General features: G+C 73.5%; 12 protein-coding genes. 9 read left to right on the plus strand and 3 right to left on the minus strand.

What is annotated here, in order from left to right:
• The first annotated feature begins 248 nt into the window (after window positions 1-248).
• The 4 genes from WMF24_RS46900 to WMF24_RS46915 all read left to right on the plus strand — a co-directional run bounded on the left by WMF24_RS46900 (window position 249) and on the right by WMF24_RS46915 (window position 3,782).
• Entirely contained in the window at window positions 249-1,532 is a 1,284-nt protein-coding gene (locus tag WMF24_RS46900) for a phenylacetate--CoA ligase family protein (protein ID WP_437734000.1), read from the plus strand.
• Entirely contained in the window at window positions 1,529-2,725 is a 1,197-nt protein-coding gene (locus WMF24_RS46905; protein WP_437734001.1) for a glycosyltransferase family 4 protein, read from the plus strand. Before WMF24_RS46900 ends, WMF24_RS46905 begins: the two co-directional genes overlap by 4 nt.
• Window positions 2,726-3,066: 341 nt before the next feature.
• Entirely contained in the window at window positions 3,067-3,450 is a 384-nt protein-coding gene (locus WMF24_RS46910) for a phage holin family protein (protein WP_437734002.1), read from the plus strand.
• Window positions 3,447-3,782, plus strand: coding sequence for a hypothetical protein (locus WMF24_RS46915; RefSeq protein ID WP_437734003.1), 336 nt, complete (start codon window positions 3,447-3,449; stop codon window positions 3,780-3,782). The genes WMF24_RS46910 and WMF24_RS46915 overlap by 4 nt, the downstream gene beginning before the upstream one ends.
• Window positions 3,783-3,990: 208 nt before the next feature.
• On the opposite strand, the gene WMF24_RS46920 is transcribed toward WMF24_RS46915, so the two are convergent.
• The 3 genes from WMF24_RS46920 to WMF24_RS46930 all read right to left on the minus strand — a co-directional run bounded on the left by WMF24_RS46920 (window position 3,991) and on the right by WMF24_RS46930 (window position 6,608).
• Window positions 3,991-4,431, minus strand: a complete 441-nt coding sequence (locus WMF24_RS46920) for a VOC family protein (RefSeq protein ID WP_437734004.1) — start codon at window positions 4,429-4,431, stop codon at window positions 3,991-3,993.
• 110 nt (window positions 4,432-4,541) lie between these two features.
• Window positions 4,542-5,057: a DoxX family protein gene (locus WMF24_RS46925; protein WP_437734005.1), complete on the minus strand. Its 516-nt coding sequence runs from the start codon at window positions 5,055-5,057 to the stop codon at window positions 4,542-4,544.
• Window positions 5,058-5,399: 342 nt separating this feature from the next.
• Window positions 5,400-6,608 carry a hypothetical protein gene (locus tag WMF24_RS46930; RefSeq protein WP_437734006.1) on the minus strand — a complete coding sequence of 403 codons (1,209 nt, stop codon included), beginning with the start codon at window positions 6,606-6,608 and terminating at the stop codon, window positions 5,400-5,402.
• A 258-nt stretch (window positions 6,609-6,866) separates the two neighbouring features.
• Here WMF24_RS46930 and WMF24_RS46935 point away from each other — a divergent pair, with 258 nt between their 5' ends.
• The 5 genes from WMF24_RS46935 (at window position 6,867) to WMF24_RS46955 (ending at window position 14,806) form a co-directional block, all read left to right on the plus strand.
• Entirely contained in the window at window positions 6,867-9,125 is a 2,259-nt protein-coding gene (locus tag WMF24_RS46935; protein WP_437734007.1) for a substrate-binding domain-containing protein, read from the plus strand.
• A gap of 43 nt (window positions 9,126-9,168) precedes the next feature.
• Window positions 9,169-10,284, plus strand: coding sequence for a hypothetical protein (locus WMF24_RS46940; protein ID WP_437734008.1), 1,116 nt, complete (start codon window positions 9,169-9,171; stop codon window positions 10,282-10,284).
• A gap of 271 nt (window positions 10,285-10,555) precedes the next feature.
• Window positions 10,556-11,980 carry a hypothetical protein gene (locus tag WMF24_RS46945; protein ID WP_437734009.1) on the plus strand — a complete coding sequence of 475 codons (1,425 nt, stop codon included), beginning with the start codon at window positions 10,556-10,558 and terminating at the stop codon, window positions 11,978-11,980.
• 439 nt (window positions 11,981-12,419) lie between these two features.
• A complete protein-coding gene (locus WMF24_RS46950; protein WP_437734010.1) occupies window positions 12,420-13,517 on the plus strand; it encodes an SDR family NAD(P)-dependent oxidoreductase in 1,098 nt (365 codons plus the stop codon).
• A complete protein-coding gene (locus WMF24_RS46955; protein WP_437734011.1) occupies window positions 13,514-14,806 on the plus strand; it encodes a TIGR04295 family B12-binding domain-containing radical SAM protein in 1,293 nt (430 codons plus the stop codon). The genes WMF24_RS46950 and WMF24_RS46955 overlap by 4 nt, the downstream gene beginning before the upstream one ends.
• The last annotated feature ends 13 nt before the right edge of the window (window positions 14,807-14,819 follow it).

The following is a 14,819-nucleotide window of genomic DNA, read 5'->3' on the forward strand; positions in this document are numbered from 1 at the left end:
GGGCGTACGGCACGGCGTCCCGCCGTGATGTAGAGTTCGACCACGACAGCGCGACAGCCTGGTTACCGGAACGGGAACTGGAACCGGATGTCGACGCGCGCGGCGGCGGCCTGCGGGCGGCTTGACGGCCTCACGAAGGTTCGGAAGAATCGGCACCCATTATGTATTCAGCGCTCTTTCGGAATGTCCTCTATCCATTCTACGAGACGAAACTCCGAAGGAGGGCGACGCTGGCGTACCTCGAGGAGATGGAGCGGTCCCAGTGGCGGCCGGAGCGCGAGCTCCGCGAGCTCAACTGGCGAAAGATGCTGGCGGCCCTCCAGTTCGCGGAGGAGAACGTGCCCTTCTACCGGCGCCGCTTCGCCGAGTACGGCGTGCGGGTGAAGGACGTGCACGCGCCCGAGGATCTCGTGCGCTTTCCCGTCCTCACGAAGGCGGATCTCCGCGCGCACGGCAGCGAGCTCATCGCCGAGGGGTGGAACGGCAAGCTCTTCCGTAGCGGAACGGGCGGCTCGACCGGCGAGCCGGCGCGGTTCTTTTACGATCACACGACCTACGAGTGTAGGAGCGCGGCGGCCCTCCGGGCCGACGCGTGGGCGGGCGGGCGGATCGGCGAGAAGGAGCTCTACATCTGGGGCATCCCGACCAAGGAGCCCCGGTGGAAGAAGCTGAAGCGCACGCTCCACGAGGCCGCGATCCGGAAGAAGACGGTGAGCGCGTGGAACCTGTCGGAGGAGCAGCTCGCGGGGGTGGTCGACGACATCCGCCGCTACGAGCCGAACCTCGTCGTCGGGTACACGAGCCCGCTCTACTACACCGCCCGCTACGCGCTCGAGACGGGGCACCGGCTGCCGACGCCGAAGGGGATCATCGCCACGGCGGAGCGGCTCTTCCCGCACCAGCGCGAGACGATCGAGAAGGCGTTCCAGGCGCCTGTCTACGATCGCTACGGCTGCCGGGAGATGATGCTGATCGGCGCGGAGTGCGAGCGCCGCGAGGGCAAGCACCTCAACATCGAGAACATCTTCGTCGAGGTGCAGTGCGGCAGCCGGCACGCGAAGCCGGGCGAGCCGGGCGAGGTGATCCTGACCGACCTCATCTGCCGGTCGATGCCGCTCATCCGCTACAAGAACGAGGACGTGGTCGTCGCGGCCGACAAGTCGTGCTCGTGCGGCCGCGGGCTGCCGCTGCTCGCCTCGGTCGAGGGGCGGGTGCTCGACATGATCGTCGGGCCGGACGGCCAGCTCCTCTCGTCCGTGTTCTTCCCGTACTTCTTCAAGGACAACCCGACGGTGGAGCGCTACCAGGTCCACCAGGACAAGACGCGGGCGATCACGATCCGGATCATCCCCGGCCCGGGCTACCAGCCGGAGACGTCGCTGGCGATCGAGCGCGATCTCCGCCGGTTCCTCGGCGAGCGGGCGGACATCCGGGTCCAGCTCGTCGACGAGATCCCGGTGACGTCGGGGGGCAAGTTCCGCTTCACGGTGTCCGAGGTGCCCATCGAGTTCGGCCGCGAGGTCGCGGCGTGACGGGAGCCCCCGAGGCCCTGCCGACGCCGGGGGCAGGGCAGCGCGCCGCGCCAGTCCGGCCGGCGAGGGTCGCGCACGTCGTGCTGTCGCTGAACGTGGGCGGGCTCGAGCGGGTGGTGCTCCGGCTGCTGGAGCGGACGGCGCGCGACCGGTTCGCGCCGATCGTGTGCGCGCTGCAGGAGCCCGGCGCGCTGGCCGAGGAGCTCGCGCGGCTCGACGTGCCGCTCGTCGTGATCCCGCGCAAGCCGGGCCTCGATCCGGGGCTGCCCGTGCGGCTCTCGGCGTGGCTGCGGCGCGAGGGGATCCGGCTCGTGCACACGCACAACCCGGGGCCGCACCTCTACGGCGCGCTGGCGGCGCGCCTGGCGCGGGCGGCGGGCCTGCCGGGCGGCGAGGGCGGGCCGCGCGTCATCCACACGAAGCACGGGCGCAACTACCCGAAGCAGAGGCGGAAGGTGCTGGTCAACCGGCTGGCGACGGCGCTCACGGACCGGGTCGTGGCGGTGAGCGACGACGCGCGCGCGGTCGCGCTCGAGGTGGAGCGGGTCGATCCGGCGAAGGTCGTGACGATCCTGAACGGCGTGGACACGGACGTGTTCCGGCCGGGCGACGCGGGCGCGGCGCGGGCGCAGCTGGGCGTCCCGGCCGGGGGGTACCATGTGGGGTGCGTCGCGCGGCTCTCGCCGGAGAAGGACCACGCGACGCTGCTCGCGGCGTTCGCGCGGCTCCGCGAGGTGCGGTCCGACGCGCACCTGACCCTGATCGGCGACGGGCCGGTCCGGCCGGCGCTCGAGCAGCAGGCGGCGCGGCTCGGGGTCGCCGGGGCGGTCACGTTCACGGGGACGCGGGGGGACGTGGCGGAGCTGCTGCCCGCCTTCGATGTGTTCGTGCTCGCGTCGCTGACCGAGGGGATCTCGCTCACGCTCATCGAGGCGGCCTCGGCGGGGCTGCCGATCGTGGCCACGCGCGTGGGGGGCAATCCGGAGATCGTCCAGGAGGGCGAGACGGGGGTGCTCGTGCCGCCGGGTGAGCCGGAGACGCTGGCGGCGGCGCTCGAGGCGGTGGCGGTGCGGGACGACCGCGGCGAGATGGGGCGGCGGGGGCGGGCGCGGATGATCGAGCGGTTCGGGATGGACCGGATGATCCGGGCGTACGAGGAGCTCTACGCCGAGGTGCTCGGGGGCGGCGGGTAGGACCACGACGAGCTCGGGGGGGCCTCAGGAAAAGAGGCTTTCCCGGCCGCGCTCGACGAGCTCTCGGGACCTGAAACGGAGGACGTGGGCGCGGAAACAGGCGTGTTCACGCCGCACGCGCAGGCTCGCCACATGTGGCGTGATGGACGTCGATCGCCCCCTCGGCCGTGCTGTCGGCTCGGCGGAGATCCCGGGAGCGCGCGCCGGCTGGTCCGGTCGATGCATTTGGAGGTCCCACGAACTGGCGGTGGACGAGCTGGCCAGTGCGCATGACCGGACGAACCCGCCGGCGAGACGCCGGATGGGGGTCCTTCGACCGACCCATCACACGCGAGGAAGCCATGGCGAACAACCAGCAGCCCAAGGAGAGCGGGCTCGTCGATCTCGTCAGAGACGCCATCGAGGACACCCAGGAGCTGATCAAGATCGAGATCGCGCTCGCCAGGAACGAGACGAAGCAGGACCTCGCCAGGCTCAGGAACGCGGCGATCGCGTTCGGCGTCGCCTTCGCCGCCGCCATCCTGATGCTCGCGATGCTCCTCGTCGCGGCCGCCCTCGCGCTGGGCGGGGCGGTGCCGGCGCTCGTCATCGCGGGCGTCCTGCTCGTCACGGCGGCGATCGCCGGGTTGGTCGGCTACCGGGCCATCCCGCGAGAGCCGCCGCTCGACGCCACGAAGGAGCACGCCCAGGCCCAGGCCAACCTGCTGAAGGAAGAGATCGCATGAGCACCAACGCAAATGGCATCGACGACCTGGAACAGCGCGCCGCCCTGCTCCGCTCCCACGTCCGCGCGAACCTGGAAGAGCTCGAGCGGATCACCGTGACCCCCGGCGCCGCGGGCCCCGCGGTCAGGGACAGCGAGGCGAAGAATTCGCCGGAGCGCGAGCGCCTCGAGCAGCGGGCCGACGCGGTCCGCGAGGACCTCGTGAGCCGCGTCGGCGAGATGGAGCGGCAAGCGCGGGAGAAGATCCTGCCGTACGTCACGCTCGGCGGAGCCATCCTCGCCGTGCTGACGCTCGGCTTCGGCTACATGGTCTACAAGTCGCTGCGGCGCTAGAGCGACAAACGGGTTGAACCCGCCTGAAACGAGCAGGACTTCGAACCGCCAAGACGCCAAGGACGCCAAGACATCGTCTTCTTCTTGGCGTCCTTGGCGTCTTGGCGGTTCATTTCTGGCTCGCTCAACGTGATAGATGCGATGAGGCGCGCCCGCGGAGCGGCCTCCGAAGCGCCGCCTCGGCCGCGGCGCGGCGAACGCCTCTACATCACGTCTGCTGACCCTGACAGTTCTCTTTCTGGCAGTTGAACATCCACTGGATGCCGAACGCGTCGGTGAGCGTGCCGAACCTCGCGCCCCAGAACGTGTCCTGGAGGGGCATCGTGACCTTGCCGCCCGCGGCGAGCGCGTCGAACACCTTCGACATCTCGGCGGCATCCTCGAAGTGCAGGCAGACCTCGGTGTTGCTCCCCTTCGGGGCCGGCATGCCGGGCATCGTGTCGCTGATCATGATGACTCCCCCGCCGATACGCAGCGTGGCGTGGATGATCCGGTCCTTGTTCTCGGGGGCCGGGTTGTCGCCCGGGATGTCGCCGAAGCGCATCGGCGGGCCCTCGCTCTTCGCGCCCAGCGCGCTCTCGTAGAACTTGATGGCCTTCTCGGCCGTCCCGTCGAACATCAGATAGGGATTCAGGCTCTTGATCGACATGTCTGCCTCCGTGCGGCCCGCGCCGCGAACGTCCTTGTCTCTGCGATGCGTTGATGCCTCGATGTCGCGAGGGACTCCAGCTCACCGGTCCTCGCGGGCGTCGTCTCCCCTCACACCTCGGACCGGAGCGGGAGGACGGCGCGGAGCCGCCGATCGCGCAGCCAGAGCCCGCCCCAGATCAGCGCCGCGACGTAGATCGGGAACAGCGTGTGGGTGAAGAGCGGGTTGCCGATGCGCACGTGCGTCGCGATGGCGCCTCCCAGATACCCCGTCCAGAGCACGGCCCCGAGCACCGCCGTGCGCGGGATGACATAGAAGAGCAGGCACACGACCTGGAGCACCCCGAGCGGGAAGATCACGCTCGCCGAGTACCCGAGGCTCGTCGTGCCCTCCAGGACCTCCGGCGGCTGGAGCAGCTTGCCCGTGGCGTCGAAGCCAAGGAACAGGACGGCGAGGCCGCTCAGGATCCGGCCAGCCCAGAGCGCCTTCCTGGAACGCAGGACCGGCCCCTGGTGCTCGCTCGGCGAGCCGGTCGCGGCGGCGCCGGGGGCGACGCCGGCCTCGGGCGTGTCGTTCTCGTCTCGGGTCGGCGCGGCATGGTGAATGGCGGTGGAGATCGCGTTCATGGTGGCCTCTCTGTCCGGGTTCGAATCCATGGACCCTCGCGCCCGATCGAAATCATCGGTGCCTCGAAAAAAAATCGACCGGCTCCGCCGCCCGGCCGCCGGGCACGCGGCCCGACCCGGCGCGAGGTGGTCCGGTGTGCGACGGGTCACCGCCTGAGGTGCGGGTCACCCCCAGCGGTGCCGAGCGCCGCAGACATACCACCTCGAGGACTCAGGCGATCGCGCAAAATGCGACGTTTTCAGCGCGTGGCGAGTGTCGAATACTTGCGTCGACTCGTCTGGAATTCTCATCCGGGCAAGGGAAAGTGTCGATTCACGTGGATCGACGTCGAGCCCCGGGCCTCACTCGCCCTCTCCCGCGGCCGGATCGAGCTGCATGCCGACGGTCCACGCGCCGCGCTTCTCCTCGTCGCGCACGGTCGCGCGCCCCGTCGCGAGATCGAGATCGAGCGCCGGGTCGCCCCCGCTCTGGGTCGTGTTCCCGTCGTGGACGCGGGCGACCTGGTCCCCCTCCACCGTGCACTCGGAGACGCCGGTCGTGCCCGCGCCGTAGAGCATGCGGCCGCCGCACGCGATGCGCGTGAGGCACTTGCCGCCTCGCGGCAGCGGCGAGACCTGGAGCGCGCACCTCGCGCCCGCCTTCACCGGGCTCGGTCCCGTGGCCTCGGTGACGCGCGCGGCCCGGCGCACCGCCCTGCGGGTGGCGTCGAGGAGCGGCTCCCCCGCGACCGGCGAGCTCTGGTAAGCCAGCGTGAGCTCGACGCGGTACGCGGGCGCCGCGTCGCGCCAGACGGCGCCGGCCCTGCGGATGCTGTCGAGCGACACCTCGGATCGGTCCCCGACGCGATCGCCCTTGTCCTGGTAGGAGATCGCATAGGCATGGGTGCCCGGCTCCGGGCCGGAGTCCTCCTCCACGCCGCTGCTGAACATCGACATGCCGTTGAGCGGATCGCTCGAACGGTAGATCGGCTTGCCGCCGCAAACGACCTGGAGCGAGGGCACACGGACGTCGTCGCCCGCGCTCGAGAGCTCCGCCTCGACGGTGCACGCCGCGCCGGGCGCGAGCGGGAGCCCCGTGGCGCGCGTGACGGTCGCCTTCCAGGTCGCTGTCGCGGTGCGCAGCGGCCTCTCGGGGGCCGGCGTGCTCGGCGTCGGCGGCGCCGGCGCGGGGGCCGCGGCCGGCGGCTCGGGCGGCGGCGCGGCAGGGAGCGGGGTCGGCAGCGCAACGGCGTTGACCGGGCGCGCCGGCGCCTCGGTCGCGGACCGCGACAGCACGTACACGGGCACGGCGGCGCAGAGCCCGAGTCCCGCGATCAGCGCCAGGACCGGCGCGGACGGCGTCCGCCTCGGCCGGCCGCGCACGGCGTCGAGCTCGCGGCCGAGCTGGTCGAGCACGCGACGGGCGTCCGCCATCTGGCGCTCGATCTGCTCGACGCGGGCAGCCCTGTCGTCGTCGCGGCGGTCCTCGAGCTCCTTTCTGGCCGTCGCGAGCTGCTCCTCGAGGCTCTCCACGCGCCCGCGCAGCGCGTCCCGTTCGTCGCGGTACCGCATCGCACGACGATACCACCCAGCGGTTCGCCCGATGCGCCCGCCGCCGGAAAGCGCCGCGCGTGGTCGGGCGACGGCGGCCGGGTCGCACGCCCGCACGCCGCGCGTGAGGTGGCCATGTCAGCAGGTTGACGATTTCCCCCGCGTTCAGGGGCAAACATCATACTTCTCGCCCGGGCGGTCGGGACAGCGTGTACGCTGCAGTCGTTCCGCACGAATCGTGGGGAGGGCGGCCAGGCGCGGAGCAGGAGGCGGTTGGGCATGCGTCAGGGTCGCCAGGGCAGTGGGGTTCCGTTGCCAGAGCAGTGGGGCGAGCTGCCCGGCACGGCGGGGCGGCAGCCCGGCGCAAAGGTCGGCGCCCCGGGCCCGGAGGCGCGCCCGCCCGAGCCCGCGCGCGGGGCGGCCCGCCCTCGCACCGTCGGGGTCATCGCCCCCATCCTCTCCGGCAGTTTCTGGGGCCCTGTCCTGATCGGCATTCACGAGGCGGCGCAGCAGCGGGGGATCCGCACGCTGGTGCTGCGCGGCACGCCGTCCGAGGTCCGGGCGCCCGCGCTCGCCAGGGAGCAGGTGGACGGGTGGATCGTGATCATCGAGTTCGACGGCCTCGAGGAGCTCGCGCGCGCCGGGGTCCCGTTCATCACGCTCGGCGCCCGCCCCTCGGACATCGACTGCCCCGCCGTGCTCCCGGACAACCACGGCGGCATCCGGAGCGCGGTGCGCCACCTCATCGAGCACGGGCACCGGCGCATCGCGTTCGTCGGCAACTTCGCCGCGTACGACGTGCGCGAGCGCCGCGACGCCTACAAGGACACGCTCGCCGAGGCGGGGATCCCGCTCGATCCCGACCTGGTCATCGCGTGCGACAACAACATGTACAGCGGCGGCCGGGGCGCCGCGCCGGCGCTGCTCTCGAAGCTGCCCGCGTGCACGGCGGCCGTCTTCGGCACGGACAAGAACGCGCTCGGGATGATGTCGGCGATGAAGGCGGCGGGCGTCCGTGTCCCCGAGGATTTCGCGATCGTCGGCTTCGACGACGTCGTGGAGGCGCAGAGCGCCGATCCGCCGCTGACCACGATACGCCAGCGGTTCGAGATGATGGGGAGAGCGGCGTGCGATCTCATCGCCTCGATGATCGACGGCGAGGCCCCCCCGCCCGGGGGCGTGCGCACGGCGAACGCGCTGATCCAGCGGAGCTCGTGCGGGTGCAACGTGATCCAGAGCTTCCTCGACACGGACGGCGCGGCGCCCAGCGCGGCGTCCGAGGAGGACGCCGGCGGCGCCCTCGCCCGGCAGATGGTCGAGCTCTTGCTCGTGCCGCAGCCGCTCCCGCCCGACACCCCGCCGACGGCGGTATGGCCGGCGGTCGCGCGGGTCGTCGACATGTTCCTCGCGGCGCTCCGGGGCACGGCGCCGGCGCCGGCCGCCGAGCTCGAGAGGGCCTACCGGCAGGCGGTCGACATCACGCCCGATCTCGGGACCTTGATGGCGACCGCCCGGCTGATGGGCCAGCTCCCCGAGCGGCGCGGCGCGCCCCTCGACGCCGCGGCCCGGCGGCGGGTGGACGACTTCCTCGAGCTGACGCGCCTCGCGATCGCGCGGGCCCGGCTCGGCGCCGAGACACAGCACGTCCACCAGCTCGGGGTGCTCGCGAGGACGAACCACGACGTGAGCTTCGCGCTGCTCGGCGGCACCCGGCAGGAATACAGGTCGCTCGGGTGGCTCGAGACGACCACGGTGGTCTGGGGCTGCCTCGCCCTGTGGGAGGACCCGGCCGCGCGCGACGGCCTCGTCGTCGCCGGCGCCTACAGCCGCGACGGCAGCCCCGTCCCCCCGGACGGCAGCCGCTGCGCGATCGAGGCGTTTCCGCCGGCGGAGATGCTGCCGCCGTCGGCCACGGACGGCACGTTCATGGTGCTTCTCTTGCCGATCCGCTCTGCCCAGCGCGACTGGGGGATCCTGGCGCTCGTCGGCCCGACCGTCGTCGCGATGACCGGGGACGAGGGCACGGTCGCGATCTGGGGGACGCTGCTCGGCGCGGCGCTCGAGCGCGACGCGCTGCTGGAGTCGCTGTCGACGCAGCACGCCGACCTGCAGAAGGCGTTCGCGATCGAGCGCGCGCTGTCGGAGACGGTGCGCGAGCTGGGCTGCCCGATCATCCCGCTCCTGCCCGGGGTGCTGCTCGTGCCGCTGATCGGGATGATCGACGGCGGGCGCGCGCAGCAGGTGCTCGAGAAGGTGACCGAGGCGGTGAGCCGGCACGAGGCGCGCTGCGTGCTGCTCGACCTCACGGGCGTCGCGTTCGTCGACGCCCAGGTCGCCCACCTCCTGGGCATGACGAGCCGCGCGGCGGCGCTGCTCGGGGCGCGGGTCTACCTGGTCGGCGTGCGCCCCGAGATCGCGACGGGCCTCGTCGACGTCGACCTCGACGGGCTGGCCACGTTCTCCTCGCTGTCGGCGGCGCTCCGCGAGCTCGCGCCGGCGGGGAGGCGGGCCGGCGGGGCGAGGCGGGACGCGCGGTGAGGCGCCTTGACGTGCCGAGACGCGGCTGCCGTAGAATCGGCCGATGCTCGCCGTGCACTGCCCGCGCTGCGGGCGACCTGCGCCGGTGTCCCTCGCCAGCCCGGATCTCATGGCGTGCGCGGCGTGCCACCACCGCGGCCCGCCGCCCGCGGAGGCGGCGCAGGGCCTGCGCGCCGCGGCGCAGATCGTCCTCCAGGCCGACGTGCGCCGCCGCCAGCTCTCCGATGCGCTCCGGCGGACGCTGGCCACGGCGTCGCGGCGGCACGCGCGGCTCCTCGTCGTGTTCGCGCTCGCGTCGGTGCCGATCACCGGGTTCGCCGCGCTCGTCCTGCTGGGGCTCTGGATCAGCGCCGACCGCGACGGGAGGCTCGTCACCGGGGGCATGGTGGTGGCCGCGTGGCTCGGCACCGTCGGCGCGGGCGCCGCCGTGCTCGCGCTGGTGCGCCGCCGGCAGCGCCGGCTCGAGGAGGCGTGCGCCGCGCGACCGCCCGCGGCCCCCGGTGAGCCGGCGGCGTGCCACGTGTGCGGCGCGCCGCTCGACGGCGGCGGCGACGACGGCGGCAGCGGGATGATCGCGCGCTGCGGGTTCTGCGGCGCCGACAACCTCGTCGCGCCCGCCGTCCTCGAGCGCGTGCGCGCGCGGCAGGTCGTCATCTTCCGGTCGTTCGAGCAGGCCGTGAGCGCCGAGCTCGCCTCGTTCGGCCGGGCGACGTCGGGCGCCGCCGCGGCGGTCGTCGCGACCGCGCTGGTCGTCCCGGTGGCCGTCTTCGCCGTCGCCGTCGTCGCCGTCGTGATCGCCGAGTCGAGGCGGCCGCCGGTGGACGCCGCCGTGCGCTACGCGGTCGTCAGCACGCCGGTTGGACAGTGTGTCGGAAAAGTTGCGTCAGGAACGGACGGCGGCGCGGCGGTGCGGTTCGGCGGCTTCCGGCGCACGGAGCTGCCCGAGGAGCAGGCGCTCGCGCCGGGGGCGCCGATCGAGGCCGTGTCGCCGGGCGCGCTCGTCGGCCGCGCGGTGACGGCGAAGGAGGGGACCGGCGTCGTGGAGGAGGTGTTCTCATCGCCGCTCACGGGCAACTCCGTCGAGGTGCGTCGTGCGGATGGAACCTCGTTCACGAGCAGCATCGCCGGCCTCTGCCTGGATGGCGCGCCGCCGAGGTGATCCTCCTCGGTTTCGTGCTCTCCGGTTTCTTGCCCGTTCATTTCGTGCCGATGTCGTTCGCGCGGCAGGTAGCAGGCAGCGCAAGCAGCGCAGGCAGGTATGCAGGTAGGTGGAGCGAGCCGTCCCGAGGACATGGGCTTTCGGCGCGCGCCAGGGGCGTGTTGGTGGTTCCGCGACGACGCGCTCCACGTATAGTGGCGTTGGTCGGCTGGTGGTGGCGTTGGTCGGCTGGGGGGTAGTTGGTGTTCACACCGATACCGATGGAGACAAGATGAGCCAAGGCGGCTGGGGCGGGGGATCGGGGGGCGGTCAGGGCGGTGGTGGTTACGGTCAGCCGCCGGGGCAAGGTCAGCCGCCGGGCGGCGGCTACGGCCAGCCGCCGGGGCAAGGTCAGCCGCCGGGCGGCGGCTACGGCCAGCCGCCGGGGCAAGGTCAGCCGCCGGGCGGGAGCTATGGTCAACCCGGGCAGCCGCCGGGCGGCGCGTATGGCCAGCCGGGTGGAGCGTACGGGCAGCCGCCGGGGGGCGCATACGGGCAGCCGCCGGGGGGCGCATACGGGCAGCCGCCGGGGCAGCCGCCGGGGGGCGCATACGGGCAGCCGCCGGGGCAGCCGCCGGGTGGAGCGTACGGGCAGCCGCCGGGGCAGCCGCCGGGTGGAGCGTACGGGCAGCCGCCGGGTGGAGCGTACGGGCAGCCGCCGGGTGGAGCGTACGGGCAGCCGCCGGGTGGAGCGTACGGGCAGCCGCCGGGCGGCGGCTACGGTCAACCGCCGGGCGGCAGCGGCTATGGCCCGCCTCCGGGTGGCGGCGGCGGCGGCTGGGGGCAGCCTCCGGGCGGCCAGCCGCCGGGCGGCGGCTACGGTCCGCCCCCGGGCGGCGGCGGCTGGGGGCAGCCTCCGGGCGGTCCGCCCCCGGGCGGCGGCGGCTGGGGGCAGCCTCCGGGCGGCCAGCCTCCGGGCGGCGGCTACGGTCCACCCCCGGGCGGCGGCGGCGGCTGGGGCCAGCCCCCGGGCGGCGGCGCCTACGGCCAGCCCCCGGGCGCGGGCGGCTCGACCGCATGGGGAGCAGCCGACGCGGCGTCGTTCGGCTGGGAGCGCGTGAAGCGCGACCCCGCCGTCATCATCGGCGCCGTCGCCGTCGTCGGCATCGCGGCGGGCCTCCCCAACGGCCTCGGCGGCGGCATCCAGGGCGCGCTCGCCAGGGACGCGCCGGGTCTGGGGGCGGCCGTCCAGCTCCTGCTCCAGCTCGTCGGCCTCGCGATCAGCAGCTACTTCGCCGGCGGCCTCTCCTTGCTCCTGCTGAAGGTGGCGCGCGGTCAGCCTTACTCGTTCAACGACATCCTCGCCGGCGGCCAGTGGTTCCTCCCGATCCTGGGCGCGCAGATCCTCACATCCATCGCCGTCTTCGTCGGCGCCCTCTTCCTGATCGTCCCCGGCGTCATCCTCGGGCTCGGCCTGAGCATGACGACGATGTGCATCGTCGATAAGAACCTCGGCACCATCGACGCGATGAAGGAAAGCTGGCGAATCACGACCGGGCACAAGGGCGGTCTGTTCGTCTATGCCCTGCTCGCCTTCGCGCTCATCCTCGGCGGCCTGCTCGCCTGCTGCGTCGGCACGATCGTGGCCGCGCCCATCGCCGCCCTCGGGTACGCGTACATCTACCTGCGCCTGACCGGCCAGCCGATCGCGAGCTGACCCCCGGAGGCCGCGCCGAGCGCGCGTCCCCGCCGCCTCCGCCTCACCCCCGCCATTTCCGCCCCGCGCCGAGCGCGCGCCCTCCTTCTCGGCCCTGTCCCGGGCCGCTCTCATCGCCTCTTCGAACACCGGATCTCGCGTCGAGAGCGGTTTGCGACACATCGAGTCGACGCCGCCATCCGGCGGCCCCGTACGCGGCCCAGGGAGCGCGCCAGGCGCGACACAGCCCGAGAGACAAAGCGCCTCTTATCGGTTTGCGGGGCCCGACACCGCATGTTAATCGGTGTCCCCAGAGAACCCCGCGCAGCGCGGCGCGGACCCGGGGGGGGACATCGCGCGGCGGGCAGACGATCTGCCTCGTGCGCCGCCTTTCGCCGCCCGTTCCCGAGGTGCGCTCTCTCGCCGACGGCTGCTCGTCCAGACCGGAACGGAGCAAGTTATGCCTGACCATGTCCTGATCACGGGGGGAGCCGGGTTCATCGGCTCTCACCTCGCCGATCGGCTCCTCCGCCACGGAGAGCCGGTCCTCGTCCTCGACAACCTCGCGCGCGCGTTCGTCGAGCGGAACGTCGCGCTCCTCAAGGAGCGCCACGGCGGCAGCGTGGAGATCATGCAACGCGATATCCGGGACGAGCAGGCGGTGATCGACGCCGTGCGGCGCGCCTCGTTCGTCTTCCACCTCGCCGCGCAGGTCGCCGCCACGCGGAGCGCCTCGGACCCGGCGCTCGACTTCGAGGTGAACGCGCGCGGCACGCTCAACGTGCTCGAGGCGGTCCGCAAGATGGAGCGGCCCCCGCCGCTCCTCTTCGCCTCCACGAGCAAGGTCTACGGCGCGCTCGCCGACCTCCCGCTCGAGCGCGGCGAGGAGCGGTATCAGCCCCGCTGCGAGCGGACGCGCGAACACGGCATCTCGGAAGAGCGGCCCATCCATCTCCAGACCCCTCACGGGTGCTCCAAGGGCGCCGCGGACCAGTACGTCCTCGATTACGCGCGCGTCTTCGGCCTCGACGCCGCCGTGCTGCGGGTGAGCTGCACCTACGGCCCGCGGCAGTTCGGGAGCGAGGACCAGGGGTGGATCGCGCACTTCGTCGCGCGCGCGATCCGCCGCGACCCGATCACGGTGTACGGCGACGGGCTCCAGGTCCGCGACGCGCTGTTCGTCGACGATCTCGTCGACGCCCTCCTGCTCGCGCGGCGCGACATCCGGCCCGCGGCGGGCCGCGCCTTCAACGTCGGCGGCGGCCCGGCGAGGGCGGTGAGCCTCGTCGAGCTGCTCGACCTCATCGCCGAGCTCGACGGGCGACGCCCGGCCGTCTCGCTCGCCGGGTGGCGGCCCAGCGATCAGCGCTATTACGTCTCCGACTGCCGCGCCTTCCAGGCGCTCACGGGCTGGGCGCCGCGCGTCGCCGTCCGCGATGGGCTGCGCGCGCTCTATCAATGGCGCCTCGGCGTGGAGGAGCGCCTCGAGGCCGCCTACGCGGACGCCCCCGTATCCGCCGGGCTCGGCCGGCACGGCCGGCTCGGGATGGCCTCATGAAGGTCGCGCTCGTCAACCCGCCCTGGAGCTTCGAGGGGAGCGTGTACCTCGGCTGCCGCGAGCCGCACCTGCCGCTCGAGCTCGGGTACGCCAGGGCGCTCCTCGAGCGCGCGGGGCACGAGGCCGCCCTCCTCGACGCCCACGCGCGCGGGATCGACCTCGTCGCGCTGCGCGCCGAGGTCGCAACGCTCCGCCCGGACCTCACCGCGATCGCGACGGCGCCGAGCTACCTCTCCTGGCGTTGTCCGCCGCCCGAGCTGCGCGTGCCCATGGCGACCGCCGCCGCGCTGCGCGGCCACGGCGGCCTCCTCGTCGCCGTCGGGCCCCACGGCTCGTCGACGCCGCGCGCGGCCCTCCGCAAGCTCGGCGTGGACGTCGTGGTCCTCGGCGAGTGCGAGGAGATCCTCGTCCGGCTCGCGGGCGCGCCGGAGTCGCGCTTCTGGCAGATCCCGTCGATCGCCTACCGCAGGAACGGCGTCGACCACGTGCAGGGCGGCCCCCACGCCACGAGCCCGAGGGAGCTCGTGGCCCTGCGGTGGGACGGCGCCACGATCGCGCGGCACCTGCACCACCACGGCCGCTTCGACGCCGTGCCCGAGGGGCCGGGCGCCGAGCTGGAGGCCTCGCGCGGCTGCCCCTACCGCCGCGCCGCCCGCGCGGGGGAGGGCCTCTGCGAGCGGCCCCGGAGGCGCCCGGACGAGGCGGTGCTCGACGAGCTCGACGGCCTCCTCGCCCAGGGCGTCCGGTACGTCTACTTCATCGACGAGCGCTTCCCACCCGACAGGGCCCTGCTCGAGGCGCTGCGCGCGCGCGACGTCGTGTTCGGCGTCCAGCTGAGGATCGACAGCTGGTCGCGCGAGATGCTCGATCGGCTCGGCCGCGCGGGGTGCGTCTCGATCGAGGCCTGCGTCGACGGCCCGTCGAGGGAGGCGGCCGACGCGCCCGCGAGGCGGTGCAGCGCGTCGGCCGAGGAGCTCACCGCGCTGCTCGTCCACGCGCGCAGGAGCGTGCCGTTCGTGCAGGCCAACCTCGTCTCGTCGAGCGACGACGATCCGGGCGCGGTGGAGGCGTGGCGGCAGCGGCTGCTCGGGCTCGGCGTGTGGGCCAACGAGCCGGCCCCCGCGTTCCCGTACCCCGGCTCCCCGGCGTACGCCGCGCGGTGGGGGGCGCCGGACGACGGCGCCTGGGAGCGGGCGCACGCCCACTACATCGCCGAGCACCGGAAGCTCGGCGATCTCCAGGACAGCCGGCCGCTGCCGCTCGCGGAGCTCGAGCATGGCGCGCGGTGACGGCGGCGCCCCG

The organism is Sorangium sp. So ce1335 (assembly GCF_051521615.1).
Taxonomy (GTDB): Bacteria; Myxococcota_A; Polyangia; order Polyangiales; family Polyangiaceae; genus Sorangium.

Coding starts and splice junctions, on each gene's coding strand:
- WMF24_RS46900 (WP_437734000.1), top strand. CDS start 249: ATGGAGCGGTCCCAGTGGCGGCCGGAGCGCGAGCTCCGCGAGCTCAAC.
- WMF24_RS46910 (WP_437734002.1), top strand. CDS start 3,067: ATGGCGAACAACCAGCAGCCCAAGGAGAGCGGGCTCGTCGATCTCGTC.
- WMF24_RS46915 (WP_437734003.1), top strand. CDS start 3,447: ATGAGCACCAACGCAAATGGCATCGACGACCTGGAACAGCGCGCCGCC.
- WMF24_RS46920 (WP_437734004.1), bottom strand. CDS start 4,431: ATGTCGATCAAGAGCCTGAATCCCTATCTGATGTTCGACGGGACGGCC.
- WMF24_RS46925 (WP_437734005.1), bottom strand. CDS start 5,057: ATGAACGCGATCTCCACCGCCATTCACCATGCCGCGCCGACCCGAGAC.
- WMF24_RS46930 (WP_437734006.1), bottom strand. CDS start 6,608: ATGCGGTACCGCGACGAACGGGACGCGCTGCGCGGGCGCGTGGAGAGC.
- WMF24_RS46935 (WP_437734007.1), top strand. CDS start 6,867: ATGCGTCAGGGTCGCCAGGGCAGTGGGGTTCCGTTGCCAGAGCAGTGG.
- WMF24_RS46940 (WP_437734008.1), top strand. CDS start 9,169: ATGCTCGCCGTGCACTGCCCGCGCTGCGGGCGACCTGCGCCGGTGTCC.
- WMF24_RS46945 (WP_437734009.1), top strand. CDS start 10,556: ATGAGCCAAGGCGGCTGGGGCGGGGGATCGGGGGGCGGTCAGGGCGGT.
- WMF24_RS46950 (WP_437734010.1), top strand. CDS start 12,420: ATGCCTGACCATGTCCTGATCACGGGGGGAGCCGGGTTCATCGGCTCT.
- WMF24_RS46955 (WP_437734011.1), top strand. CDS start 13,514: ATGAAGGTCGCGCTCGTCAACCCGCCCTGGAGCTTCGAGGGGAGCGTG.